The organism is Pedobacter sp. AJM (assembly GCF_002197755.1).
Lineage (GTDB): Bacteria > Bacteroidota > Bacteroidia > Sphingobacteriales > Sphingobacteriaceae > Pedobacter.
The window spans coordinates 515,094-541,079 of record NZ_NHOT01000003.1; the positions used below are offsets into that span (position 1 = coordinate 515,094).

Annotated in this window: 20 protein-coding genes; 13 read left to right on the plus strand and 7 right to left on the minus strand. The window is 36.8% G+C overall.

Going from position 1 to position 25,986, the window contains the following annotated elements:
* Positions 1-100: 100 nt before the first annotated feature.
* Positions 101-1,333, plus strand: coding sequence for an MFS transporter (locus tag CBW18_RS07985; RefSeq protein ID WP_088300775.1), 1,233 nt, complete (start codon positions 101-103; stop codon positions 1,331-1,333).
* A gap of 34 nt (positions 1,334-1,367) precedes the next feature.
* On the opposite strand, the gene CBW18_RS07990 is transcribed toward CBW18_RS07985, so the two are convergent.
* Together CBW18_RS07990 and CBW18_RS07995 are read right to left on the minus strand one after the other, a co-directional pair.
* Positions 1,368-2,348, minus strand: a complete 981-nt coding sequence (locus CBW18_RS07990; protein ID WP_088300776.1) for a glycoside hydrolase family 43 protein — start codon at positions 2,346-2,348, stop codon at positions 1,368-1,370.
* A 311-nt stretch (positions 2,349-2,659) separates the two neighbouring features.
* Positions 2,660-4,030 carry a dipeptidase gene (locus CBW18_RS07995; protein WP_088300777.1) on the minus strand — a complete coding sequence of 457 codons (1,371 nt, stop codon included), beginning with the start codon at positions 4,028-4,030 and terminating at the stop codon, positions 2,660-2,662.
* 253 nt (positions 4,031-4,283) lie between these two features.
* Here CBW18_RS07995 and CBW18_RS08000 point away from each other — a divergent pair, with 253 nt between their 5' ends.
* On the plus strand, positions 4,284-5,258 hold the full coding sequence (locus CBW18_RS08000; protein ID WP_088300778.1) for an SGNH/GDSL hydrolase family protein: 975 nt from the start codon (positions 4,284-4,286) through the stop codon (positions 5,256-5,258).
* A 38-nt stretch (positions 5,259-5,296) separates the two neighbouring features.
* Here CBW18_RS08000 and CBW18_RS08005 read toward each other — a convergent pair whose 3' ends face one another.
* Positions 5,297-5,620, minus strand: a complete 324-nt coding sequence (locus CBW18_RS08005) for a DUF493 family protein (RefSeq protein ID WP_088300779.1) — start codon at positions 5,618-5,620, stop codon at positions 5,297-5,299.
* A gap of 360 nt (positions 5,621-5,980) precedes the next feature.
* On the opposite strand from CBW18_RS08005, the gene CBW18_RS08010 reads away from it, so the two are divergent.
* A complete protein-coding gene (locus tag CBW18_RS08010) occupies positions 5,981-8,281 on the plus strand; it encodes an ATP-dependent helicase (RefSeq protein WP_088301338.1) in 2,301 nt (766 codons plus the stop codon).
* 103 nt (positions 8,282-8,384) lie between these two features.
* Entirely contained in the window at positions 8,385-9,215 is an 831-nt protein-coding gene (locus CBW18_RS08015; protein ID WP_140418647.1) for a hypothetical protein, read from the plus strand.
* A gap of 90 nt (positions 9,216-9,305) precedes the next feature.
* Here the strand turns inward: CBW18_RS08015 and CBW18_RS08020 are convergent, their stop codons facing one another.
* On the minus strand, positions 9,306-10,289 hold the full coding sequence (locus CBW18_RS08020; RefSeq protein ID WP_088300781.1) for an aldo/keto reductase: 984 nt from the start codon (positions 10,287-10,289) through the stop codon (positions 9,306-9,308).
* A gap of 224 nt (positions 10,290-10,513) precedes the next feature.
* Here CBW18_RS08020 and smc point away from each other — a divergent pair, with 224 nt between their 5' ends.
* The 4 genes from smc (at position 10,514) to CBW18_RS08040 (ending at position 15,794) form a co-directional block, all read left to right on the plus strand.
* Positions 10,514-14,053 carry a chromosome segregation protein SMC gene (gene smc, locus CBW18_RS08025; protein WP_088300782.1) on the plus strand — a complete coding sequence of 1,180 codons (3,540 nt, stop codon included), beginning with the start codon at positions 10,514-10,516 and terminating at the stop codon, positions 14,051-14,053.
* Positions 14,054-14,183: 130 nt separating this feature from the next.
* Complete coding sequence (locus tag CBW18_RS08030) at positions 14,184-14,393, plus strand: DUF2281 domain-containing protein (protein ID WP_088300783.1); 210 nt, start codon at positions 14,184-14,186, stop codon at positions 14,391-14,393.
* On the plus strand, positions 14,393-14,803 hold the full coding sequence (locus CBW18_RS08035) for a type II toxin-antitoxin system VapC family toxin (RefSeq protein ID WP_088300784.1): 411 nt from the start codon (positions 14,393-14,395) through the stop codon (positions 14,801-14,803). Before CBW18_RS08030 ends, CBW18_RS08035 begins: the two co-directional genes overlap by 1 nt.
* Positions 14,804-14,819: 16 nt before the next feature.
* On the plus strand, positions 14,820-15,794 hold the full coding sequence (locus tag CBW18_RS08040; RefSeq protein WP_088300785.1) for a M28 family peptidase: 975 nt from the start codon (positions 14,820-14,822) through the stop codon (positions 15,792-15,794).
* 3 nt (positions 15,795-15,797) lie between these two features.
* Here CBW18_RS08040 and rsmG read toward each other — a convergent pair whose 3' ends face one another.
* Entirely contained in the window at positions 15,798-16,433 is a 636-nt protein-coding gene (gene rsmG, locus CBW18_RS08045) for a 16S rRNA (guanine(527)-N(7))-methyltransferase RsmG (protein WP_088301339.1), read from the minus strand.
* A 23-nt stretch (positions 16,434-16,456) separates the two neighbouring features.
* Entirely contained in the window at positions 16,457-17,584 is a 1,128-nt protein-coding gene (locus tag CBW18_RS08050) for a glycosyltransferase (protein WP_253248990.1), read from the minus strand.
* Positions 17,585-17,810: 226 nt separating this feature from the next.
* Here CBW18_RS08050 and tgt point away from each other — a divergent pair, with 226 nt between their 5' ends.
* The 5 genes from tgt (at position 17,811) to CBW18_RS08075 (ending at position 25,399) form a co-directional block, all read left to right on the plus strand.
* Positions 17,811-18,941: a tRNA guanosine(34) transglycosylase Tgt gene (gene tgt, locus CBW18_RS08055; RefSeq protein WP_088300786.1), complete on the plus strand. Its 1,131-nt coding sequence runs from the start codon at positions 17,811-17,813 to the stop codon at positions 18,939-18,941.
* Between the two features lie 2 nt (positions 18,942-18,943).
* Positions 18,944-20,047, plus strand: coding sequence for an LptF/LptG family permease (locus CBW18_RS08060; protein WP_088300787.1), 1,104 nt, complete (start codon positions 18,944-18,946; stop codon positions 20,045-20,047).
* A 2-nt stretch (positions 20,048-20,049) separates the two neighbouring features.
* Entirely contained in the window at positions 20,050-20,928 is an 879-nt protein-coding gene (locus CBW18_RS08065) for a DMT family transporter (protein WP_088300788.1), read from the plus strand.
* Between the two features lie 1,381 nt (positions 20,929-22,309).
* Positions 22,310-25,114: a hypothetical protein gene (locus tag CBW18_RS08070; protein ID WP_088300789.1), complete on the plus strand. Its 2,805-nt coding sequence runs from the start codon at positions 22,310-22,312 to the stop codon at positions 25,112-25,114.
* 3 nt (positions 25,115-25,117) lie between these two features.
* Positions 25,118-25,399 (plus strand): hypothetical protein, encoded by a 282-nt coding sequence (locus CBW18_RS08075; RefSeq protein WP_088300790.1) that lies wholly within the window; start codon positions 25,118-25,120, stop codon positions 25,397-25,399.
* A 221-nt stretch (positions 25,400-25,620) separates the two neighbouring features.
* On the opposite strand, the gene CBW18_RS08080 is transcribed toward CBW18_RS08075, so the two are convergent.
* Positions 25,621-25,914, minus strand: coding sequence for a hypothetical protein (locus CBW18_RS08080; protein ID WP_088300791.1), 294 nt, complete (start codon positions 25,912-25,914; stop codon positions 25,621-25,623).
* Between the last annotated feature and the right edge of the window lie 72 nt (positions 25,915-25,986).

Consider the following 25,986-nt stretch of genomic DNA (forward strand, 5'->3'; position numbering starts at 1 on the left):
TCTGATAAAATTGATGCCCGATTTAATAAGTACAACTATCTTTTTATTTTAATATTAAATCGGCAAGGCTTTATTACTTTTGTGCGCCGGAAAAATTATTATGTTCAAACTCATTTTAAATACCTATAAATCATCTTTTAGCGGACTAAGCCGTGAAACCTGGTTACTGAGTATTGTCATGATGTTTAATCGTTGCGGCAGTATGGCTGTCCCATTTATGGGCCTTTATGTTACGCAAAGTCTTCATCGCTCCGAAATGGATGCTGGATTAATCATTACTTTATTTGGCGTAGGCTCGATTCTCGGTTCTGCAACTGGGGGTAAACTCACCGACATGATTGGCTTTCGGCCCGTACAAATTTTATCATCGATTATCGGCGGACTGCTTTTCATCTTTTTCTCAACCATTACACATTTCTCCACACTTTGCGTTTTGGCAGTTGTTATCAGCTTTTTTTCAGAAGCCTTCAGACCTGCAAATTTTACAGCGGTTGCCCATTATGCTACCGAAGGCACTATTACCAGGTCATATTCACTTAACAGGTTGGCTGTAAATATCGGCTGGTCAATAGGAATCAGCATGGCAGGTATCATTGCCTCTATCAATTACAAGCTGCTGTTCATTGTAGAAGGCGGCGTAAGTATTATCGTTGGTATTTTAATCTTATCGTTTTTGCCACAGGTGAAAGGTTTTATCCAGAAGGCAAAAGAAAATGCCATCAATATGGTTATTATGAAACCCTGGAAAGATATTTTTTATGTGAAATTCATTTTGCTTACCACTGTTTTTATCACCTGCGCATTCCTGATGTTCAGGGTTGTACCTGTATTTTTTAAAGAGCAATGGCACATCGATGAATTTGCCATAGGCATCATTATCGGCATTAACGGATCGGTTATCGCCTTGTTTGAGATGATTATGATTAATAAAATAGAAGCCAAAAGATCGCCGATGTTTTTCATTATCATTGGTGCCATATTATTTTCGATTTCATATATCTTGCTGGGTGCTCCTGTTGGCTATCATCTGGTTGCGGCAGTGGTTATCATTATCATATTTACCGGTGGGGAAATGTTCTCATTACCCTTCATTAATACAATTGTAATTAGCAGAAGTAATGAACATAACAGAGGGCTATATGCGGCTGGCTACACTTTGAGTTGGTCATTTGCCCAGGTTATCGGGCCTTTGTTTGGCTTTTTTGTTGCCAAAAATTTTGGTTATAACTGGCTCTGGTTCGGGTTGACCTGCCTGTTATTGTTATGTGCCTGGGGGTTCAACATGCTGAACAATAAGAAAGGCGAAGTTATGCTGGAAGAAAAAACAAATTAGCTGGAAGTTTTACTGAACTTCCAGCTGATGAAAACTATTTTACCTTTTGAGCATGAACACCTTCGTTGGTGATCCTCACCGGCAGAATCATTCCATTGTCATCAAATTTCATTTCATCAATGCAAGTAACACGATGATTTCCGTCAGTTTCTGTTAATGGACGGCGGTGATATACAATATGGTAGGTGCCTTTTTTCTCGTTAATAATCACAGAATGGTGTCCGGCTCCTGTTGCAATAGCAGGATCTTGTTTTAAAATCTCACCTACTCTTTTAAACGGGCCAAAAGGAGAATCGCCAACAGCATAGGCTACTGAATAATCAGGGCCAGTCCATCCGCCTTCACTCCACATAAAATAATATTTTCCGTTTCTGATGAACATATATGGTCCTTCTACATATTTATCTGGTGTAATTTCTTTAAAAATGGTTCCGTCTTCAAATGGCAGAAATCCTGTGAAATCTTTATTAAGTCTGGCAATATTGCAATGTTTCCAGCCACCATAAATGAGGTAATACTGACCGTCTTTATCTTTAAATACAAATTGATCAATGGGTTGTGCACCATTGTGAAATTTATCTACCAGAGGTTTTCCAAGATGATCTTTGTACGGTCCTTCCGGCCGATCAGCTACGGCTACACCAATGCCTCCAATTTCCTGATCGCTCTGGATATCATTGGCTCCAAAAAACAAATAATATTTTTTATCTTTCTTAATAATGGCCGGTGCCCACATGGCCTTGTTTGCCCACTTCACTGCCGAAGTATCTAAAACATGGTCATGTTTCTTCCAGGTAATTAAGTCATCTGATGAAAATGCATCCAGAAAAACCTGTTCTTTATACTTGGCAGAATAAGTTGGATATATCCAATATTTATTATCGAAAATGGCTGCATCAGGATCTGCATACCAGCCTTTGAATATAGGATTACCTGATTGCTTAATCGTTTTAGTAGACTGAGCAAAAGAAGCCAAGCCTGCTAAAAGTAAAAGAGAAGAGATTGAATATTTCATGGCTACAATTTATAAAAAAACAGCTTAATAAATTCTCTTTTTTTAAAAAGCAATTGTAACGTTTCATTGATAATGAGTTCTGATCCAAAGTCAGTGTGGTAAATACCGGCAGCCTGGTGTTGATGAAAGTTTGCCCGCACATAATAAAACTGACAGCGTTAAATAGCCCGGAATGAGGTGCAATGAACTGAGGACTATGAGCAATAGCAGGACTGCAGCCCAAATGAAAAACTGATTTTTCATATTCCCAAAAAAAATCCCTGTCTGGAAATTACCAAACAAGGATTAAATTATTTTTGAAATAGCTAAGCCTATTTACTCAACTCAGCAAAATATTTATGAAATAAAGGTAGCGTCTCTATGCCTTTATAGTAGTTGTAAATGTCGTATTTTTCATTAGGTGAGTGTAAAGCATCACTATCCAGGCCAAAACCAAAAAGCACTGATTTAATGCCTAACACATCCTCGAATAAAGCCACAATCGGAATGCTTCCACCTCCACGTGTTGGAATGGCTTTTTTACCGAAGCTATCTTCTATCGCTTTTTCAGCAGCCTGGTAAGCGATGCTGTCTGTTGGCGTAACTACAGGTTCGCCACCATGGTGAGGTGTTACTTTTACCTTTACATTTTTAGGGGCAATGCTTTCAAAGTGTTTAGTAAAAATATCTGCAATCTCTTCTGAACTTTGATTAGGCACCAAACGCATAGAAATTTTAGCATTGGCCTTGCTTGGTAATACTGTTTTTGCACCTTCACCAATATAACCACTCCATATTCCATTTACTTCTAAAGTTGGACGTGTGCCTGTCCGTTCTAAAGTAGAATAACCTTTTTCACCCCAAACTTCTTCAATATCAAGATCCTTTGTATATTCAGCTTCATCGTAAGGGGCCGAATTTAATGCTTTCTTTTCTTCATCAGACAACTCTACCACCTGATCATAGAATGCAGGAATGGTAATATGATTATTTTCATCATGCAGGGAAGCGATCATTTTACAAAGAATAGTGGCCGGGTTAGCTACAGCACCTCCGTAAACACCAGAGTGTAAATCACGGTTCGGACCAACAACTTCCACTTCCATGTAAGCTAAACCACGCAAACCAGTCTCAATAGATGGATGTTCCATGCTGATCATTGAAGTATCCGAAATCAAAACGACATCTGCCTTTAAACGATCAGCATTCTCTTTAACAAAAATACCAAGGTTTGCAGAACCAACTTCCTCTTCACCTTCAATCATAAATTTAACATTGCAGGCCAGGGTATTGGTCTCCATCATCAATTCAAAAGCTTTTACATGCATATAGAATTGACCCTTATCATCGCAGGCACCGCGAGCATAAATTTTGCCATCGCGTACAGTAGGTTCAAATGGTGGTGTATGCCAAAGTTCCAGCGGATCTGCAGGTTGAACATCATAATGGCCATAAATTAAAACTGTAGGCAATGAAGGGTCAATTATTTTTTCGCCATAAACAATCGGATAACCAGCGGTAGGACAAACTTCTACTTGATCTGCACCGGCATCTCTTAATTTTTGCGCCACGTAATCTGCCGTTTTGAGTACATCGCCTTTATACTTCGGATCTGCACTAACCGATGGGAAACGCAACAGTTCAAACAACTCGTCTAAAAAGCGTTCCTTGTGCGTTTCTACATATTTTTTAATCTCTTGCATAACAAAATGAATTTAGACAAATATAGGGTTTTAACCCAAAAGCAATCTGAGAATATAAAAATTGGACTAGGCAATACACCTCTGGTACTGCTTTTTTTAAAACATATTGATCTTATTTATTTAGGCTAAACTTGTTGAAAATTAGAATTTTCAGGCAGATAAAATTTTACTTCAGAAAATCGTTTTAATTCATTTTTTTGTAAATTGCGCCATTATTTAGATATCTAAAAATCAACCAGAATGGCCATTTGTAATGAAATTTAGCACAAGATTAATCTTCCTTCTGCTATTGCTTTTTTCTTTAGGTATCTCCGTAGTTGCATATTCTCAAAACCCATCTCGTATAAGCTGTCCTGAAGCGGCCCAGTTTTATGCTAAAGACAGTATTAATATTGTCACTTTTGGGGCCAGTACTGTAGAGGGGGTAAAAGGAGTTGGCTTTCAGGCGATGCTGAAGAGTAATTTTGAAAACTGTTATACCAATAAGGTGGTAGACATTACCAATCACGGTATTGGTGGCCAAACAACTATACAAGGATTGCTCCGGATAGATAATGCAGTAAAAGACCGTACAGGTTTTATTGTCATTTCAATGGGTATCAATGATGCCCTTGCGATTACCAGCGGTAAAGGAAGCTTGGCAGAAACAGAAGCAAATATGCGGCAGTTAATTGCCATTAGCTTAAAGCAAAAGCTGGTACCTATTTTATGTACCCTGCAAAATGTAGATGACCGTAATAACCCCACTTTAGCTACATCCAATTCAAACATCAGGGCATTAAATGCCATTTACAGGCGTTTGGCTACTGAATACAAAATTTATCTGGCTGATGTAAACGCCGCGATGAGACGAGATTTTACACTTTATCAGGATGCCTTTCACCCTAACGCAAGAGGATACAGGTTGATCAGTTATGTGATATTTGATGCTATTAACAAAGCGATATTTGATAAGTTTTTAATGTTTGTGGTTTCACAAAACTACCCGAATCCTGCTGCTTCCCAAACATATTTGGATATTGTTTTACCTGAAACCGATAAGATCAACCTTCAGGTTTTTGACCTAATGGGTCGTTTGGTTAAAACAGTTATAAATGAATATTTAAATACAGGGAAACATACACTTGAAATTAATACAACTTCATTCGTTCCGGGGATTTATATCTTCAAAATTACATCTGATTCAGGCCAGTATAATGTGGCTAAAAAATTTATCGTTGCTCGTTAAATTCCACTAATTAAGTACACTCATTCCTAATAAATACATTAAAGTACCATAATCCCTTTAATAGTTGCCGATTGTTTATAAATTGAAATAACTTCATCTGCATTTTGCATTTGTTTTTTTACAGTGATGGATACATATTTACCTGTTTTCGAAGGTTGTTCAATAAATTCATCATCAGGTAGTATCTTGCGCAATTCATCTACTTTATCCAATCCGCCTGTTATAATAAATTTAAAATTGTAAACACCCGGAAACTGTTCTACACTTTCCAGTTTCTCTTTTAAATTGGCATAAATATCTGTAGACTCTCCTTCTGGCACATCAGTAAACTCAACGTTTTTATTAATTTTCTTCTCGTTCATAGCGAAAACATATCAAATTCTATTCCCAAATGGGAGATCTGTAATTTTGGCATAACGTCAATCCATTTTGGAAAATTAAAATATTCATTATCAATACTAACCAGCCCTAAGAAGCATATAAGGGTGCGTACTTGACAACATTTTTAACTATATGAGCTTGAATCTCCATATGGTTGGAATTTCTTGACAGTAGCAGGCTAAATAATTAAGAAAATCATTAGTAAAATTTATTTAACGATTTAGATTTCATATTCAATATGAGCTTACATTACTGATGTGGAACTTTTTAATAATTACCAACACCTATCCAAAAAAGAAATGAAATTGTTATTTTTGAACCTTAAAAATACAGGAGCCGATTTGGATTATTTAGAAGGATTAAACCCACAGCAAAGAGCAGCAGTAGAGAACACTAAAGGACCGGTAATGATTGTTGCTGGTGCCGGATCGGGCAAAACCAGGGTAATTACCTTTAGGGTTGCTCACCTCATTCAAACCGGAACTGATCCTTTTAACATCCTGGTACTAACCTTTACCAATAAAGCCAGTAAGGATATGCGTGAGCGTATTTCGAAAGTGGTTGGCGCAGAGGCAAAAAACATTTGGATGGGAACCTTTCACTCTGTTTTCGCCAAGATTTTACGTGTGGAGGCTGAAAAAATAGGCTATCCCAATAACTTCACCATTTACGATACCGACGATAGTAAAAGCGTTATCCGTGCCATTTTGAAAGAAATGCAGCTGGATGATAAATTATATGCTGCCAACTTTGTTTTCGGCAGAATTTCCTCTGCAAAAAACAACCTCATCTCCTGGGGCGAATACCAGGCCAATGATCAGATTCAGGCAGAAGACATTCAAAATAAACGTCCGCTGATTGGTCAGATTTATGAGCAGTATGCCAAACGTTGCTTCCGTGCCGGTGCCATGGATTTTGACGATTTACTCTTCAAGACTAATATTCTATTGAAAGAACATCCTGAAGTTTTGAACAAATACCAGCAAAAATTCAGGTATTTAATGGTAGATGAGTACCAGGATACAAACTTTTCGCAATATACCATTGTAAAAAAACTGGCTGCAGCTTATCAGAATATCTGTGTGGTTGGTGACGATGCACAGAGTATTTATGCTTTCCGTGGCGCAAACATTCAGAATATTCTAAATTTTGAACGTGATTATCCGGATTTAAAAGTTTATAAATTAGAGCAAAACTACCGCTCTACTCAAAATATTGTAGATGCCGCGAGTAGCATCATCGCCAATAATAAAAATCAGCTGGAAAAAAATGTTTTCTCTGAAAATGCTGAGGGCGACAGAATTAAAGTTTCGCGTGCTTTTACGGATAATGAAGAAGGTAAACTGGTGGCAGAATCCATCATCCAGGAACGTGGTTTAAAAGGCTATAAACATAGTGATTTTGCCATTTTATACCGCACAAATGCGCAAAGCAGGGCGATGGAGGAAGGTTTACGCAAGCTCAACATCCCTTATAAAATTTATGGCGGACAATCTTTCTATCAACGCAAGGAGGTTAAAGATTTAATTGCCTATTTCCGCTTAACCTTTAATCCGAAGGACGAAGAAGCCATTAAAAGGGTCATCAACTATCCAAAACGTGGAATTGGAGATACCTCTATTGATAAAATTATCGTAGCCGCTGCTCAACATAATATTACCATGTGGGATGTCATTTCCAATGCACATCAATATGTAGACGGACGTTTAGCCAACCAGCTGAATGATTTCTCTATGATGATTCAAAGCTTTCAGGCTGAAGCCAAAAAATTAGACGCTTATGATTCTGCCTTGTTTATTGCACAACATGCCGGGATTTTAAAGGAACTGTATACGGATGATAGTGTAGAAGGCCGTTCGAGATATGAAAATATCCAGGAGCTATTAAATGGTATAAAAGAGTTTGCAGAACGGGAAGATATTGAGGAAAAAGGCCTGGATATTTTTATGCAGGATGTGGCCCTCTTAACCAATGATGATAAGGATGGCGATAAAAACAAGGACACCGTTTCATTAATGACGATTCACTCAGCAAAGGGGCTGGAGTTCAAAAATGTATTTATTGTGGGTTTGGAGGAAAACCTTTTCCCATCTCAAATGTCGGTAAATTCCCGTTCTGACCTGGAAGAAGAGCGACGCTTATTTTATGTAGCCATCACACGTGCAGAGGTAAAACTGACCATCACTTACGCAACATCCAGGTACCGATGGGGAACCCTCACCAATTGCGAGCCAAGTCGTTTTATTAATGAAATTAATCCAAGATTTTTAGAATTGGATGTTAAACCTGCCAAAAGCAATGTTCTGGAAGGTAATTTTGATGATGAGCGTAAAACCTGGACTTCGCAACCGCGTGATTTTTACAGTAAACCGAAGCCAGCAAGTACCACCTCTGCCCCACCGCCGCGCCCGAAAACAACCTCGCTGTTGGCTAAAGCTCACGTACCTACGCCTGGATTTGCACCTTCTCAGCCACATGAATTTCAAGGTGGTATGGAAGTGGAGCATGAGAAATTTGGTTTCGGAAAAATCATCAGTCTGGAAGGTACTTTACCCGATGTGAAGGCTACGGTATTTTTTCAGGGATTGGGAAACAAACAATTATTGTTGAAGTTCGCTAAGCTGATGATTGTGAGAAATTAATAATAAAGTTCTTAAATATAAAGATGTATAGTTTAAAATTTAGCCCCTTTTTCCAGATACTTCTTAAACCCTAACAACTAACTGTTAGTATGAAATAAAAGACGTGAAACACATAATAAAATTTTTATTTATTGGAATTTTTCTAGTTTCTTGCGCTAAAACTGAGAATTCGATCCAAAAAGATCCCTTTAATGAGCCATTGATAAAGAAAATGAGGACGAATGTATTTTATCCGGGTTCATCACTATACAATAATAATCCAGACTTCACATTTAACTTTGAATATGATACGTATTCAAGACTTATTAAAAAAATTGGAGGTGATTTAACAATCCCTATTTCATCAGGTAACGTTAAAGTGTTTACGGATAAAATATACACTACATTAGTTTATTCAGGCCAAAATGTTACTGTAGAAGACTTTTCTTCATCAGCTGATTTTAGTGCAGTATTAAATACAAAATATTTTACGCTAAACGATCTGAATCAAATTGAAAAGAAAGAGATCCCTAATGAAAATAATTATTTGCTCAAAAAACAGACATTTAATTATTCGGATAAACATATTACTGAAATAAAAACTTTTTTTCCTAATCTACCTTACGTCTCAACTGATCTGAACAGCTTTATATTAACATACGTAGAAAAATTTTATTACGATATAAATGGAAATTTAATTAGGTCAGAATATTTCAGACAACAAAATGGGATAAATAAAGGAGAAAGAATTATTAGAACTTTTGAAGACTATGACAATTCTATTAATCCTTTTAAGAGATTACAGTTATTGGATGAGTTTTTTTACCGTTCGCTTTCAAAAAATAATTATAGAAAATATACTGAAATTCATTATTACAATGAAATTTTGGGTTCAGCAAGTACAACAACTTGGTCTTTTAACTATGATGGAAAAGGACAAATAATAATCTTCTAAGGCATACTTGGCAACATGGGTTATACACTTTACTAACAATCGCCAAAGTGGGAGTAGTAGTTTTACTAAAAAATCACTACTCCCATTTTTTTAAAACTGACTCAACACTGGCTTCGTGCCCATAATTTCTTCTACTTTTTCCATTACCTTATCGGTTAACAATGGAACCACTTCTAGTGCGGTTAAATTTTCTTTAAGCTGTGCGCTTTTTGATGCACCCAAAATGACAGAACTAACATTTGGATTTTTTAAGCACCAGGCCAGAGCGAATTTAGCTAACGATACATTAAGATTATCGGCAACTTCTTGCAATTTCTCCACTTTATGAAGTCTATCGGCTTGCATCACATTCTCTTTAAGCCAACCTAATTTTACATCAGCCAAACGAGTATCTTTTACATCTCCTTTGGTATATTTACCGGATAGTAAACCGGATGTTAGGGGAGACCAAATCGTTGTTCCTAGTCCATGATCGCGAAAAAGAAGCAAAAAGTCATCTTCCATTTTCTTTCTTTCGAACAAATTATATTGTGGCTGTTCCATTGTAGGGCCAATTATTCTATAGTCTTTTGCAACAGCTATAGCTTCAGTAATTTCAGCACTGCTCCACTCAGATGTTCCCCAATACAAAATCTTACCTTGTTCTATTAAGGTATTCATGGTTAAAACTGTTTCTTCAATTGGGGTATTTTTATCCGGTCTATGGCAAAAATATAAGTCCAAATAATCAACCTGCAAACGCTTTAGTGCGCCATGACAAGCCTCTGTTACATGCTTACGAGATAAGCCCATTTGATTTGGTCCCTTATTTTCAGCCCCAAAGAAAACTTTACTCGATACTACAAAAGAATCTCTTTCCCAACCCTGGCTTTTAAAAATTTTACCCATCACCATTTCAGATTTTCCTTCTGCATAACCTTCAGCATTATCGAAAAAGTTTACACCAGCATCGTAAGCAATCCCCATCAGTTCATCAGCCACCTTATCGCTAATTTGAGCACCAAAAGTTAGCCAACTTCCTAAACCTAATGAACTTACCTGTAGGCCAGACTTACCTAATCTTCTATATTCCATATCAGTATATTATTAAAATTTATACAAAACTGTAATTTAACTATCAATAGTACTCAGAATTGGATTGGAATGTTTTAACTGTAGGACTTTTTACATTTTATTGAGGATGTTGAGTTGTACAATTACCTTTGAAATAATCAAAACACATTGTAAACTTTATACTTCCATCCTAAATTTTCAAAATTTATCCTTATTATTGAGTTGAGTTCTCCCGAATACAAACCATGCAACTTACCAGATTAGAAATTAAGGGTTTCAAGAGCTTTGGCGACAAAGTGACCATCAATTTTAATGAGGGTGTTACCGCTATTGTTGGTCCGAATGGTTGTGGAAAATCCAACGTAATTGATGCTATGCGCTGGGTTTTGGGCGAGCAAAGCACTAAAGCTTTACGTTCTGAAAAGATGGAAAACATCATCTTTAATGGTACAAAAAACCGTAAACAGGCACAACTGGCCGAGGTTTCATTAAGTTTTGACAATACAAAAAATATCCTTCCTACAGCTTATTCTCAAGTGACTGTTACCCGAAAATTGTACCGAAACGGTGATAGTGAGTATCGCTTGAATGATGTGCAATGCCGTTTAAAAGATATTACCGATTTATTTCTGGATACGGGAATCGGATCAGACAGCTATTCGATTATTGAGCTGAAAATGGTAGATGAGATCATTACCAATAAGGAGCATAGCCGCCGTTCTTTATTCGAAGAGGCATCTGGCATTTCCAAATACAAGTTACGTAAGAAGCAAACGTTCAATAAATTAAAAGATACTGAAGCAGATTTAGAACGCGTGGAAGATTTGCTTTTCGAAATTGAAAAGAACTTAAAAACACTAGAAAGTCAGGCCAGAAAAGCAGAGCGTTATTATAAGTTAAAAGAACAGTATCGTGAACTGAGCATTCAATTGGCCACCCATAGAATTGCTTTTTTCCGCACAGACCTTGATGCATTAGAAACTCAGGAACAAAATCAGCAGGTAAACAGATCAGAACTGAGCACCAGAATCGATCAGCAGGAAGCCGAATTGCAAAAACTTAAATTAGGCAGTATCAATCAGGAGAGAAATCTTTCAGTACAACAAAAGGCCACCAATGAACTGGTCTCTAAAATCCGTACTTATGAAAGTGAAAAGAAGATAAAGAATGAGCAAATGCGGTTTTTGCAGGAAAAAGAAACCCGTTTAGCAGGTGAGCTAGAAAAAGACAAAAATCAACTTAGCCATATCAAATACAATATTAAGCGTTTAAATGAAGAGGTTTTAACAGAAACAGAGGTTTTCAATCGTTTAGAAGCTGATTTAAAATTATTAAAATCAACACTTGACACGCTAAGGGAGCAGCAACAAACCGAAAAAAACAGGACTGATCGTCTAATCAAATCGCTAAATGATTTGCAAAATCAGGTTTACCAGTCGCAAAAAGAAATCGACATCCTTAACATTCAAAAAGATGCTTTGGTGCAGGAAACCAACAGAAATGAGGGGGATGCAGAAACTAAAACACTGGAGTTGAAAGCCTTTGACCATGCCCTGGCAGAACTCGACATCCAGGTTTTGGAAAAGCAGCGCAACATCAAACAGCTTAAAGAAGCTGAAGAAATCCTTAAAGAAAAATTAGCGGCATCAGAAATTACCTTAGCGTCAAACAAAGAAAAACTCAATGCCGAGAACCGTAAAAAAGACGCTAAACAAAATGAATATAACCTAACCAAATCTCTTGTAGAGAGTTTAGAAGGTTATCCTGAATCGATTCGTTTTCTTAAAAAAAACAACAGCTTTTCAAAAAGTGCCCTACTCCTCTCTGATATCTTGTTTTGTCATGAAGATTATCGGATCGCCATAGAAAATTATCTGGAACCGGTAATGAACCATTATGTGGTTGATGAATATGCGGATGCGGTTCAGGCTATTAATTTGCTGACTGATTCCAGCCGCGGCCGTGCAAACTTTTTCATATTGGAAAATGTCCCCGACAAAAACCCGGTTTTAATACCACAGGAAGGATTAGTTCCGGCACTTTCAGTTATCGATGTTGATAAAAAGTACCAAAACCTGTGCAACCTGCTGTTACAAAATGTATATCTGGCTGTTGCAGCGCAGGACCAAATTTTCAGAGAAAGCCCAGCTGAAAGCCTGACTATTCTCGCAAAAAACGGAAAATATGCACAAAGCAGATTTATGTTATCTGGTGGATCTGTCGGTTTATTTGAAGGAAAGCGTATCGGACGTGTTAAAAACCTGGAGAATTTAGCCAAAGAAATTAAGGTCTCCGAATCTTTAATTAATCAGTACACTGCGGTCATTAAGGCAGAAAATGATCAGATTTTCAGTCTGAAAGAAGCTTCAAAAGTTAATGTAATTAATACTTTACAGCAGGAATTGAATCGTTTAAGCAATGAGCAGATTTCAGTTCAAACCCGGCGCGACCAATACCAGGAATTTATTACTACCAGCGAAAACCGGAAAACAGATATTGCCCAAAAAATTGCGTCTATTGAAAAATCGCTTCAGGAAAAGTTACCTACGCTAGTTGAATTGCAGCAAAAACAACAACAGGAACACCTTAACTTGCAGGAACAGCAATTAAATTATCAGGAACTTGCCGATCAGGTCAATGATTCTGCCGGCAAATATAACCAGGATAATATCCGCTTTCACCAACAGCAAAACAAGCTGGCTGGCCTGGAAAAAGATTTGGATTACCGCTTTGTGCAGGAAGAAGCGCTGGATAAAAGAATAGCGCAAAACGACAAAGAACTGCAGGAAACCTTAACGCAAATTACCGCTACTTTACAGCATACGGATTTAAGTGACGATACGCTTTTAGAGATGTATCAACAACGTGAAGATCTGGAAAAAGGCCTTGCTGACATTGAGAAAGAGTATTTTGAAAGCAAAGGAACCATCAATGATTTAGAAGGAAACATTTCGGTTATTCGTAAAAACCGTGAAGAAACAGATTTTTTATTAACAGAAATCAAGGATAAAAAAAATAGCCTGAAGATAGATCTAAATTCATTAAAGGAGCGATTGGCGGTAGAATTTAACATCGACATTAATGATCTCCTGGAAACGGAAATTGCCATAGAAACATTGGAAAGTGAGTTTGAAATCAGGCAGAAGGTAGAAAAAATGAAACGCCAGCTGGATGAATTTGGAGCCATAAATTCAATGGCAATGGAGGCATTTAAAGAAATGGAAGAACGTTATGTCTTTATCCAAAATCAGAAAAAAGACTTAAATACGGCTAAAGCAGATCTGCTACAAACCATTAAAGAAATTGACGATACGGCCAAAGAAAAATTTATGCAGGCCTTTACCCAGGCCCGGGAGCATTTTATAGTTGTTTTTCGTTCACTCTTTAATGAAGAAGACAGTTGCGATTTGATTTTATCTGATATCAATAATCCATTAGAGGCCGATATTGATATTATTGCCCGTCCAAAAGGCAAAAGACCGCTATCCATTAACCAGTTATCAGGCGGAGAAAAAACACTTACTGCAACGGCACTTTTATTTTCATTATATCTTTTAAAACCAGCTCCCTTCTGTATTTTCGATGAGGTTGATGCGCCGTTAGATGATACGAACATTGATAAATTCAACAATATAATCCGAAAATTCTCAGATCAGTCGCAGTTCATTATTGTTTCACATAACAAGCGTACCATTGCCAGCACAGATATCATTTATGGGGTAACCATGGTTGAACAAGGGGTTTCCAGGGTTGTAGCGGTAGATTTGAGGGAAGTTGCAGCTTAAGGTTAAAGACTAAAGCAAAACCTGATATTTCTGTCTGTGCAAGATAGCTTTCTAGCTGATGAAGCAATATGCCAATCGATTTTTGAATAGCAATAACGAAAATGTATATTTGTTTAATAACAACAAGGACATGTTAGCTACAATTAAAGGATATTACGAAAAAGGGAAAATCATTTTAGAAGAAACCGCACCAGTACAGTCTAAAACTGATGTTATAGTAACTTTTCTAACGGATGAAAAACCTCAGCTTTTGAAAAGAGTTCCTGGTGCACTTAAAGGTAAAATATCAATACCGGATAATTTCAATGATCCTTTAGAAGATTTAAAAGAGTATATGTAATGGCATCTAATCACTATCTTTTAGATACACATTGTTTATTATGGTTTCAGGAAAACAATCCGAAAATCCCTAAAAAGATTCTAGATATTATTCAAAACATAGAAAACCTCATTTACTTTAGTCAAATTAGTCTATTTGAAATTTCTATCAAACAATCACTAGGTAAACTTCCTCATTTCATTGTAACCGCAGAAGATATCTACTATCAGGCATTATTAGATGGCTTTACCTATTTACCCATAGATAACCCATCAATTTTTAACTATAACAACATTCCATTATTAAATGAGCATAGAGATCCATTCGATAGATTAATTATTTCATCATCAATACAGCAAAATGCTACCTTGTTATCCGCTGATGAAAAATTCAAGTTGTATCCATCCATTTTAAAGTTGCTTTGGCAATAATTCATGATTATAAACTATGAAAATCCTTTATATTATTCCTTTAGCCATGATGCTCAGCTGCTGTTCATCGGTTAAAAATCAAACGACAACCGGCTCAGGAAAATTAGATGTGCAACTGCTTAAAGATGTAGAAATCCTGTCATCTGATGCCTATCAGGGTAGAAAAACCGGCACCAAAGGTGCGGAAATGGCAAGAGCCTATATCATTGAGCGTTTTCAGAAACTGGGATTAAAATCATATCCCCAAAATGTGAACTACGCACAGGAATTTACCTTTAATTCCAGAAATGGGGCGAAGATCAACGGTACCAATGTAATTGGCTATATTCCTGGAAAAGGCAAAAACATAATTGTGGTTTCTGCTCATTATGATCATTTGGGTGTGCTTAAGGATGAAGTCTTTAATGGTGCTGATGATAATGCTTCGGGAACTGCAGGATTGCTTAAGATTGCAGCATATTTTTCAAAAAACAAACCCAATAGTACCATTATTTTTGCCTCATTTGATGCTGAGGAAATGGGCTTGCAAGGCGCCAAAGCCTTCGTGGCCAATCCACCTGTACCACTCGCATCAATTGCTGTAAATTTAAATATGGATATGATTGGCCATAGTGAAAAAGCTGAACTTTATGTTTGCGGTACATTTAGGTATCCCGCACTAAAAAAATATGTTGATACAACCAGAAAAGACATTAAAGTTATTTTAGGTCATGATGACCCGAAACTTGGCCACGATGACTGGACAAATCAAAGTGATCAGGGTGCATTCAATGCCAAAAACATCCCATTTCTTTATTTCGGTGTAGAAGATCATAAAGACTATCACAAGGCTACGGATGAGTATTCAACCATTACAAGGCAGTTCTTTAGCGATGCCGCAAACACGGTATTAGAAGTCGTCAAAAATATAGATGCACAGTCAGGCCTTCAACAATCATTAAAAGATAAAATGATGATGATGGATAACCCTAAAAAGAAAGAAAGGCTTTAATCCTTATTGCGGTATGTAAACCACATATTTGGTTTCAAAAAAATCTTCTTCAAAATAAGCTGAAAGCGGGTACAATTCTGCTTTCAGTTTTGACTCCTTGATCTCTTCATCCAAATCACCACCTTTTAAGTACAAAATTCCATTTGGAATGGCGTTTACAGCGTCCTTTTTAAATTTTCCCTGAATCCATGGATAAAATTCACCTAAACGGGTAACTGCCCTAGAAACCACGAAGTTGAACTTTTCCTTGATTTGCTCTGCCCTTAGATGGTCTGCCCTTAAGTTTTCCAGCCCCAAAGCAGAAGCCACTTCTTTCACCACTTTAATCTTCTTGCCAATAGAATCGACCAGATAAAACTGCGTATCAGGAAACAGAATGGCTAGTGGAATGCCTGGAAAGCCTCCCCCGGTGCCTACATCTAAAACAGATTCGCCGGCTCTAAAAGTGCAAACCTTTGCTATTCCCAGAGAATGCAAAACGTGACGTTCATAAAGCGCTTCAATATCCTTTCTGGAGATCACATTAATTTGAGCGTTCCAATAAACATACAGATCAAATAATTGTGAAAACTGATCAATTTGTTTCGCTGTCAAATCAGGAAAATATTTTAAAACAAGATCTGGTTTTACGTCAGCCATATGATAATTTTTATAAGTTAAATCTATTTCCAATTCACTTTTTTCCGGCCAAACATGGCTAAAAATCCGTTTAATGTTAAAAACAGGAACAAAAGTATATCTAATATCGGGAACCACCAACGCAAATCGCTATAGTTTAACCGCTTCAACAACTTTGGATAAATTAAACTCCTGATCATAATGCTCAGTAAAAGTATACCCCCTGCTATATATTGTGCTTCCCGGCTTAAAAACATACCCGCTACAAAAAAGCCATAAAATAGAAACTGAAAAATAATTTGCAGGCTTAAAATAAACTTATGTTTCGACTTGTACATTTTACCTGCTCCAAAGTGGCGCTTTTTCTGTCTAAGGTATCCGCCCCAGGTACGATTGGGTTCACTCCATACATGGCTATCTGGATGGATGCGAATCTCTGTATTATGTCGCTTAGCATTCGCATTTACAAACAAGTCATCATCACCAGACGGGATATGCATGTGTGCCGCAAATCCTTTGCTTCTAAAAAACAACGACTTTTTGTAAGCCATATTCCGGCCAACGCCCATATAAGGCATACCTTTTAAAGCGAATGAAAGATAATTTACAGCAGTAAAGAATGTCTCGAAACGAATCAGGACATTTAATAAACCACGCTTTTTTATGTATGGTGAATAGCCTAGAACAATTTCAGTGTTATCATCTTCCGGTTGTTGCATATCCATCAACCATTGATCTGATCCCGGGGTGCAATCCGCATCTGTAAAAACAAGCCATTCATATTTTGCTGCCTTTATTCCCATGGTCACTGCGAACTTTTTACCGGCTAAAAACTTATCGTTATCCAAAACTTTAACCACTTTCAGGTTGGGATATACTTTTTCCATTTCCTCCAGAAACTCTTCTGTTCCATCCCAGGAGCGATCGTTCACCACTACCACTTCATATTCAGGATAGTTTTGAGTCATTAAGGTGGAGAGGTACTCGCGTAGATTTTTAATTTCATTTCTGGCACACACAATTAAGCTGAGCGGCTTTCTGGCTGTAGACGGTATTGCTTCTACCGTAGCATTAGCCAGCTTTAAGTGCACAAATAAAACAAAATAAAGCTGAACTAAAAGGCAAAAAGCCAATATGGAAAGCAGAATAATTTCAGGTAAAGTTAAGATCACGATGATAAAATAAATAGGCGCAAATTTCCTATTTTAAATCTGCAATATCCCTGATGTTGAAAAAAACATCCTAAATATTATTTCAGCTAAAAAGAAGCTGTATTTAACAATGCATCCTTTTAGCTTGCTGAAGCTGAAAACCTGGTCATTTTTATTATTGATTTAAGCCATTAAACTAACCAACAGTATATGTAGCTGTGGTAAATTTGTTACTTTTGCATTCTATATGAAATTTACTTTACAGGCAAACGATCCTTTATCAAAAGCCAGAGCCGGGACCGTTACTACTGCCCATGGCGAAATACAAACGCCTATCTTTATGCCGGTTGGCACGGCCGGAACAGTAAAAGCTGTTCATCAGCGCGAGCTTAAGGATGATATAGATGCCAAAATTATTTTAGGGAACACCTATCATTTATACCTGAGACCAGGTTTGGATATATTGGAAGCAGCCGGTGGTTTGCATAAATTTATCGGATGGGATCGGCCGATTTTAACTGATAGTGGTGGTTATCAGGTGTATTCTTTAAGTAAAGTGCGTAAAATTAAAGAAGAGGGGGTGACTTTTCATTCGCATATCGACGGATCGAAACATCTTTTTACGCCTGAATACGCAATGGACATCCAGCGTACCATCGGAGCAGATATTATTATGGCTTTTGATGAGTGTACGCCTTATCCATGCGATTATACCTATGCGGCACAGTCTATTAAAATGACACACCGTTGGTTGAAACGTTGCTGTACTCATTTCGACAATACTGAACCTAAATATGGTTTTGACCAAACCTTGTTCCCTATTGTGCAAGGTTCGGTATACAAGGACCTGAGGATCAAATCTGCAGAGTTTATAGCCAGTATGAACCGTGAAGGAAATGCCATTGGAGGCTTATCTGTAGGTGAGCCCGCTGAAGAAATGTATGCCATGACGGAAGTGGTTTGCGATATCCTTCCATATGAAAAACCACGTTATTTAATGGGAGTTGGAACACCAATTAATATCCTCGAAAACATTGCCCTGGGTGTGGATATGTTTGATTGTGTAATGCCTACCAGAAATGCAAGAAATGGGATGCTTTTCACCAGAAATGGTATTATCAACATCAGAAATAAGAAGTGGGAAAATGATTTTTCTCCGCTGGATGATGAAAGTGATCTACATGCTGATCTGGTCACCAGTAAAGCTTATTTAAGGCACCTGGTACATAGTAAAGAAATGCTTGGCGCACAAATTGCAACGTTACACAACCTACATTTCTATTTATGGCTGGTAAAACAAGCCAGAGAAAAAATTATTTCAGGTGAATTTTACGAATGGAAGAACAAAATGGTTAAAGTTTTAGGAAATAAGCTATAAGAATGAGTTTGTTAAAAGGGAGGATAAAAATTATTGACCAATATATTATCGGTAAATACCTGGGTACATTTATATATACCCTGGCCATTTTCGTAATCATCATTGTCGTATTTGATCTGTCCGAAAAAATGGATGATTTTATGAAAAGCGGTCTCAGTTTTTGGGGCATTCTTTCTAAATATTATGCCGGTTCCATTCCCTTTTATGTAAACATGCTATCACCATTGATTAACTTTATTGCCGTTATTTTCTTTACGGCTAAAATGGCTGATCAAACAGAGATTGTACCCATCCTAAGTGGGGGTGTTAGCTTTAACAGGTTTTTATTGCCTTATTTCGTTTCTGCAACGGTTATATTTGCAGCCAATTTAGGGTCTAATCTTTATATTTTACCTTATACCAATACGCTCAAAAACAGCTTCGAGAATACCTACGTAAAGCGCAACGACCCTTCTACGAAAACGAATATCCACATGAAGCTGGATGATAAAACTTATATTTACATTGAAAGTTTTGATAACAAAACCAATTACGGATATCGGTTTTCGTTAGACAATTTTAACGGGGATGTGTTGGTTAAAAAGATTGTTGCAGATAATATCAAATGGGATTCTACCAAGAGAAAATGGCAACTTAGCAACTACTCTATTCGAAAAATTGATGGCTTAAAAGAATCCATGATTTATGGAAACGGAAAGCTTAAAGATACCATTTTAGATATGCGTCCTGACGACTTCTCGGCCTACGCCAATGTGATTCAAAACCTCTCAACAAGCGAGCTGGCAGATAAAATCAGAAAAGAAAAAGTCAGGGGAACAGGCATTATGAACGACCTGGAGTTTGAACAGTTTAAACGTTACCTGCATCCGCTATCTGCATACATTTTAACGCTAATTGGTGTGGCCCTCTCCTCTCGTAAAGTGCGGGGCGGAGTAGGAGTTTCATTGGGCATTGGTATTTTAATCAGCTTCACGTATATCGTGTTTAATCAGTTTACACAGATGTTTTCTACCAAAGGCGGATTACCACCAGTGGTTGCCGTTATTTCACCTACTATTGCATTCGGTTTACTCGGGATCTATTTGCTAAAACGGGCGCCAAAGTAGGAATGGACAGCACAAAAAAAAACTTACTGATTCTCCATTTTACCGTACTCATCTGGGGCTTTACCGGCGTGCTTGGTAAGGTAATTTCTATCGATGCAGTACCATTGGTTTGGTATCGGGTTTTGATTGCAACATCAACTCTTTTTGCGTGGTTTCTCATCACGAAAAAGAACATCAAAATTTCAAAAAAACAATTTATTCAGTTCTTTTTAACCGGAGCCATTGTGGCCATTCACTGGATATTTTTCTTTCACGCGATTAAAGTTTCTACCGTTTCAGTGACTTTAGTTTGCCTTTCTTCTTTCACATTATTCACGGCCATTCTGGAGCCCCTGATCAAAAAAAAGCCCATTCAGATTGGAGATATTTTGGTTGGATTGATCATTATTCTGGGCATCTACATGATCTTTAAATTTGAAGGTCAATATACATCAGGCATTATTTTCGGGCTTCTTGCTGCGGTAGCTTCAAGTCTTTTTTCAACGATAAATTCTACTCTTGTTCAAAAAAGCGAACCTTCTATCATTGGTTTTTATGAATTGGTAGGCGGGCTTTTTTGGATTACATTGTACCGTCTATATGACGGATCTTTAATTCATTCCTCGTTCAACCTGAGCCTGAATGACTGGTTTTACATTAGCCTTTTAGGTACACTTTGTACTTCAGTCGCCTACGTTGCAGGGGTATCTGTGATGCGAACTTTATCAGCATTCCGAGTGGCTTTGATCACAAATCTGGAGCCTGTTTACGGGATCTTATTAGCCTTTATTTTCTTCAAAGATAAGGAGCAAATGACAGCTGGATTTTATATCGGGGCAGCCATTATTTTAAGTACTATTTTCTTCTATCCCATCTATAAAAAAAGAAGAAACAAGCACTAATAAACTACTCCTTTTAGAACACATTTTAATGCCCAATTTTCAACATTAAACCCTATACAATCGAATAATTTCCAAGGCCATTAATGTCTGAAATAACCGCTATTAAACATCCTAATCTAACACATTTATACCCATCAAAAAAAGATATAATTTCCCCTAAAATCTTTATGTTTCTAGCTTGAATTAGTGTATATGCTAAATGATTTTTATACCTTTTTAGAACCTCTAAAATACCAGCAAAATATCACCTGTTAACATATCCAGTATTCCATAAATATTAATAAAACTGGCTATTAATTTTAGACTCACCTAATGCAAAAAGTGTAGTAATTGTACGCATTTCGAGTACGCAAAAGATTCAAAAATTTTGCATGTTAAATCAAAATTTCAAAAATTGTGTGGCTAATTTTGGTTGTGTCAGCTAACTTTTAGCTGCTGCCTTACCATTTTTAAGAAATCAAAAAAAACAGCTAAAACAACCATATAAAGAACTCATTTAAAGTCTTTTAAATAAATAAAAACACCACTATTTAGAATTAAGGTTAAAAATGAAAAAACCGGCAGTGGCTACCAAATATTCCAAAGAACTGCCATTAGGAAGGCTAAATTATACATATTTATCATGCTGACACATCTGAAATTCATACATAATTTCTGAAAATACTACTCGAATTTGATAGAAAACGAACCTATAGAATGCAGTTAAATAGTATGGAATAACCGAAAAAAAGTCCTATAGCATGCCTTTAACCTTCGCTAAAAATTTGATAAACAAATTCCTTTTCCTATTGACCCCTGTATGCTGACTTTCAATTTTACGATACAGATTTCAGTCAAATGACATAAAGTCATATTACTATTTATCTACAAGACCAGAAAATTTTCAAAACATAGCAATCACAGGTTGGATCCTTTTTAAAAAATTTTCGACTTAAGAAGAAGTTCCCAGGTAATTATTATCTGTTCCAACTATTCAGATGTATTAGATATTCTTATGCCAGGTTTTAAATTTCCAATTGTCATCACCATTGTTTCGATGTCGAGCTGTTGCAATTTAAACTAAATCTCTACATAAATGTGAGAACATTTAACATGGCTATTGCCATCATTATTTTAGAAACAGCGAAAAATTTTTGCTTAAAATCGATTAATAAGTGTAATTTAAAGCGCTGATTTTAATTCCTTAAAAAAACGCAAACCGAAGCATTCCAACATACAAAATAGATTTCAATATTAGTTATCACGACATTAAAAACTAATTTAAATCAAAAACATAAACAATTGATTATCAAATTTTAAAACATCAATTATTAAATCAAAAAAACACACATTAACCACAATTTAAATTTTAAAAAACTAACAATTTTAGCATACCCAGTAAATGAAGTTAAATAAACGAAACATAAAACTAATTATCAGTTACTTAACATCAATTTCATTAAGTATTATTTCACATCCTGTTTTCGGACAGATATTCAGCACCGCACAGAACCCACTTAGTGTACATTGGAACTACATTGAGTCTGGCGGTTTTAAAATCATCTACCCAAAGGAACTTGAAAATGAAGCCCAGCGAATGGCAAGGACGTTACCTTTCATTTACCTAAAAGTTGGACTCGGGTTAAGGCAGCAGCAGACCTCCACCCCACTCCTGCTTCAAAACCAGGGAACCATTGCCAATGGCTTTGTTCAGCTCGGTCCAAAGAAATCTGAATTCTATGCAACACCACCTCAATATTTTGATAGCCAGGATTGGCTGAATAACCTGGCGGTTCATGAACTTCGTCACGTTGCACAGTTTGACAAATTGACAGGAAATAAAAATCATCCTTTTCCTGAACTGGTTTACTTTGCTTACTTCGGGGCTGGCATACCTATCTGGTTTTTTGAAGGTGATGCGGTGGTGAATGAAACCGCATTAACAGAATCAGGCCGGGGCAGACAGCCCAACTGGATCATGCCTTACCGGGCATCAATTTTAGAAGGAAAAAAATTCTCTTACAGCAAAGCCTATTTTGGTTCCAATAAAGACCTCACTCCCGGATATTATCAAACCGGGTATTTGATGGTAGCAGACATGAAGGAAAAATTTGGTCAGTTCATTTCTGACAGCTTACTTTCAGATATCAGAAGGCGTCCAATAAGGCTCTATCCTTTCTCAAAAAGTTTAAAAAAATATACCGGTAAAAACACGAAAAAATACTTTGAGGATACTCAGGAAAAACTAGAGAAAAAATGGACCAATCAGCAAGAGTCTTTATCAACAGAAAATTATGTATCACTTAATCAAAAAACATCACTGGCTACCCATTATTTTCTTCCTGCAAGATTAAACAAAAAACAGATTTTAGCACTTAAAGAAAGTAAGCAGGAAGCAAGACATTTTGTGCTCATTAATCAAGATCAGTCTGAACAAAAATTATTTGGAATAGGCTATCAGGAACAACCCTGGTTTAGCTTAAAAAACAACATTCTGGTATGGGATGAAATCCGATACGACCCAAGATATAAACAGAGAAGTTATAGTGTGATTTGCACCTACAATTTGATGACCGGAAAGTTTAAAAAACTGAGCAGTCAAAGTCGCCTCTTCTCTCCCACCCTTTCTGATGACGGAAAGAAAATCATAGTCGTAAAAGTGGAACTGAATAATCAATTCAATCTGGTTGAAATTGATGCCCGTTCAGGAAAGATTTTAAAATCAATTCCGAACCCGGATAACGAAATTCTGCAGACACCTTGCTTTGACCAAACCGGAAATCAGATTGCTTACATCAGTGTTACTGAAAAAGGGAAAAGCCTTTGGGTAGTAGATGGCGAAAAAAAGAGATCCCTCATTTTAAACAGCAGACAGCAGTTGAGCAGACCAGTTTTTATTGATCATAAAATTGCCTTTAATGCACACTTTAATGGCATTGATAATATTTACACAATAGACACTTCTACTAAAAAAATTAATGCGTTAAGCGCATCTAAATATGGTGCCTTTAATCCAACAGAAAGTGGAGACGGAAAAATTATTTTCAATGATTATAAAGTAAATGGATATGAAATTGCAGAACAAATGCTTACTGAAAAAACCGTTGGGGAAAATACATTTGTAGATTTCTCCAGTGAAGCCGAAAAACAGGAAAACGTTGGCAATGTATTTACCCATATTCCGGATACCACCTTCCAGGCCAAACGCTACCGGCAAGGCTTAAATTTTTTCAGTTTCCACAGTGTGATTCCGGTTATTGATAACGAATATATTTTTGGCTTAGAATTACAATCAAATAATTTATTAAACACGATGGACTTCTATACAGGTGCAAAATACCACCGGGATTTAAAGCGTTTTGAATATACAGCAGATATTAGCTATAAGGCACTTTATCCTGTATTTAGTATTCTCTACCGCAATCGACCAAAAAGAACGTTCTATCGATCTAAAAACACTATTCAGCAAGGCGATTGGAGAGAGAATTATATTAAGCTTAATGCCTCGGTTCCTTTATCATTTAATGCACGAAATCAAAACTATTCTTTCACGCTCAATGCAGCCACCAGCTTTACGCAACGTTATCTACCGGAAAATATGCCTTCCAATTTTATAACAGCATTAAAATTTCCAATGGAATATAACTTTACCTTCAATCATAGTTTGCGAACCACCGAAAGAGACATCGCTCCAAAGTGGGCACAAATTTTAAGGGCAACATACAATCATCAACCTTTTGATAAAAATCTTGGCGGTGAAATTGTGGCACTTGAAAGTTTCTTCTATTTTCCGGGCTTTGCAAAAAATCATTCCTTCCTCGCTAGTTTTAATTACCAGAAAGCAACTGGCGTAAATCAGTATGCAACAGAAATTGCAACAGTTTACGGCTACAATAACATCCTGGCAAAAAGTAAACTGCAGAACAGTATGCTTTTTAACTACCGTTTTCCTTTTGCCTTTCCAGATTGGGAATTGGGTCCACTGGCATACATCAGAAATTTCAGGGCAGGTATATTTTCCCATTATGAAAATATAGGGAAAGACACAAATATTGGCGAACCAAAAACTTATGGCATAGAATTGAATAGTAGTTTAAACATTTTGAGGTATCAACCTGTTGTTGATGTTGGAGCGAGATTGGTTTTTGTTAATAAGATTTACCATCAAAATCCGATATTAGAGTTTTCATTTAATTATAGCTTTTAACCCATGAGCGGAAAAACCATATTCATTATCATCCTGACAGCACTACTTACTGCATTTTTATTTTTAAACAGCGATGAAGTAGCATTTAATTTTATTGTGGTGGATGGTATCTTCGTCTCCAAATTACTGGTGATAGGTGTCTGTGTCATCATCGGTTTTATCATTGGCTTTATTGTTGGCCGACCTAAAAAAACCGTGAGCAGTTACGACAATGAAATTGAAAGGAATCAACCGGTTTCAACTAAAAAGGAATTGAGTGATGAAGATAGAGATTATATCTCTTAATATCTTTGGATAATTGATTTTCGAAAAGTTCAGTCTGGATTGCAGTTAATCTTCGGCCGGGCTTTTCGCTGAATCTTTGTGCTGAACAGAATTTCTAACACCTGAGGCTCGTTGGGTTTTAGCTTCGACAACTTTCTTTCTATGGCCCTTATTAAAGCCGTCAAAGTTTATTCATCGACAATGACGATTTCTAGGAGTTTACTATTGATCCATGGCCTCAGTTAAAGGGCCGACATGATTTCACCATACAACAGCCCACTGCCTCCGCCATAATGCTGAATGATTTTGACATCAGGTTTAATCGCCTCTAATTCTGATCTTAAAGCCTGTTCACATTCCTGATTGATGCCATTACCAAGTAATACCAGATCAACAGCTTCCTTTTTAAAAACTAAAATGGCTTCTTCATCCGTACAAACACAAATCCCTTTCCATTCTGGTCGAGCGTTCAAAAGGCGGTTCATTACAATGGTAATTTCAGGATCTCTGCCGATATAAAGTATGGTCGTTTGCATATTTTTCAAGTTAAAAGCTATATGTTAAAAGTTGCAGGCTTAGCCTATCGACCTGCAACTTTCAACTGATCA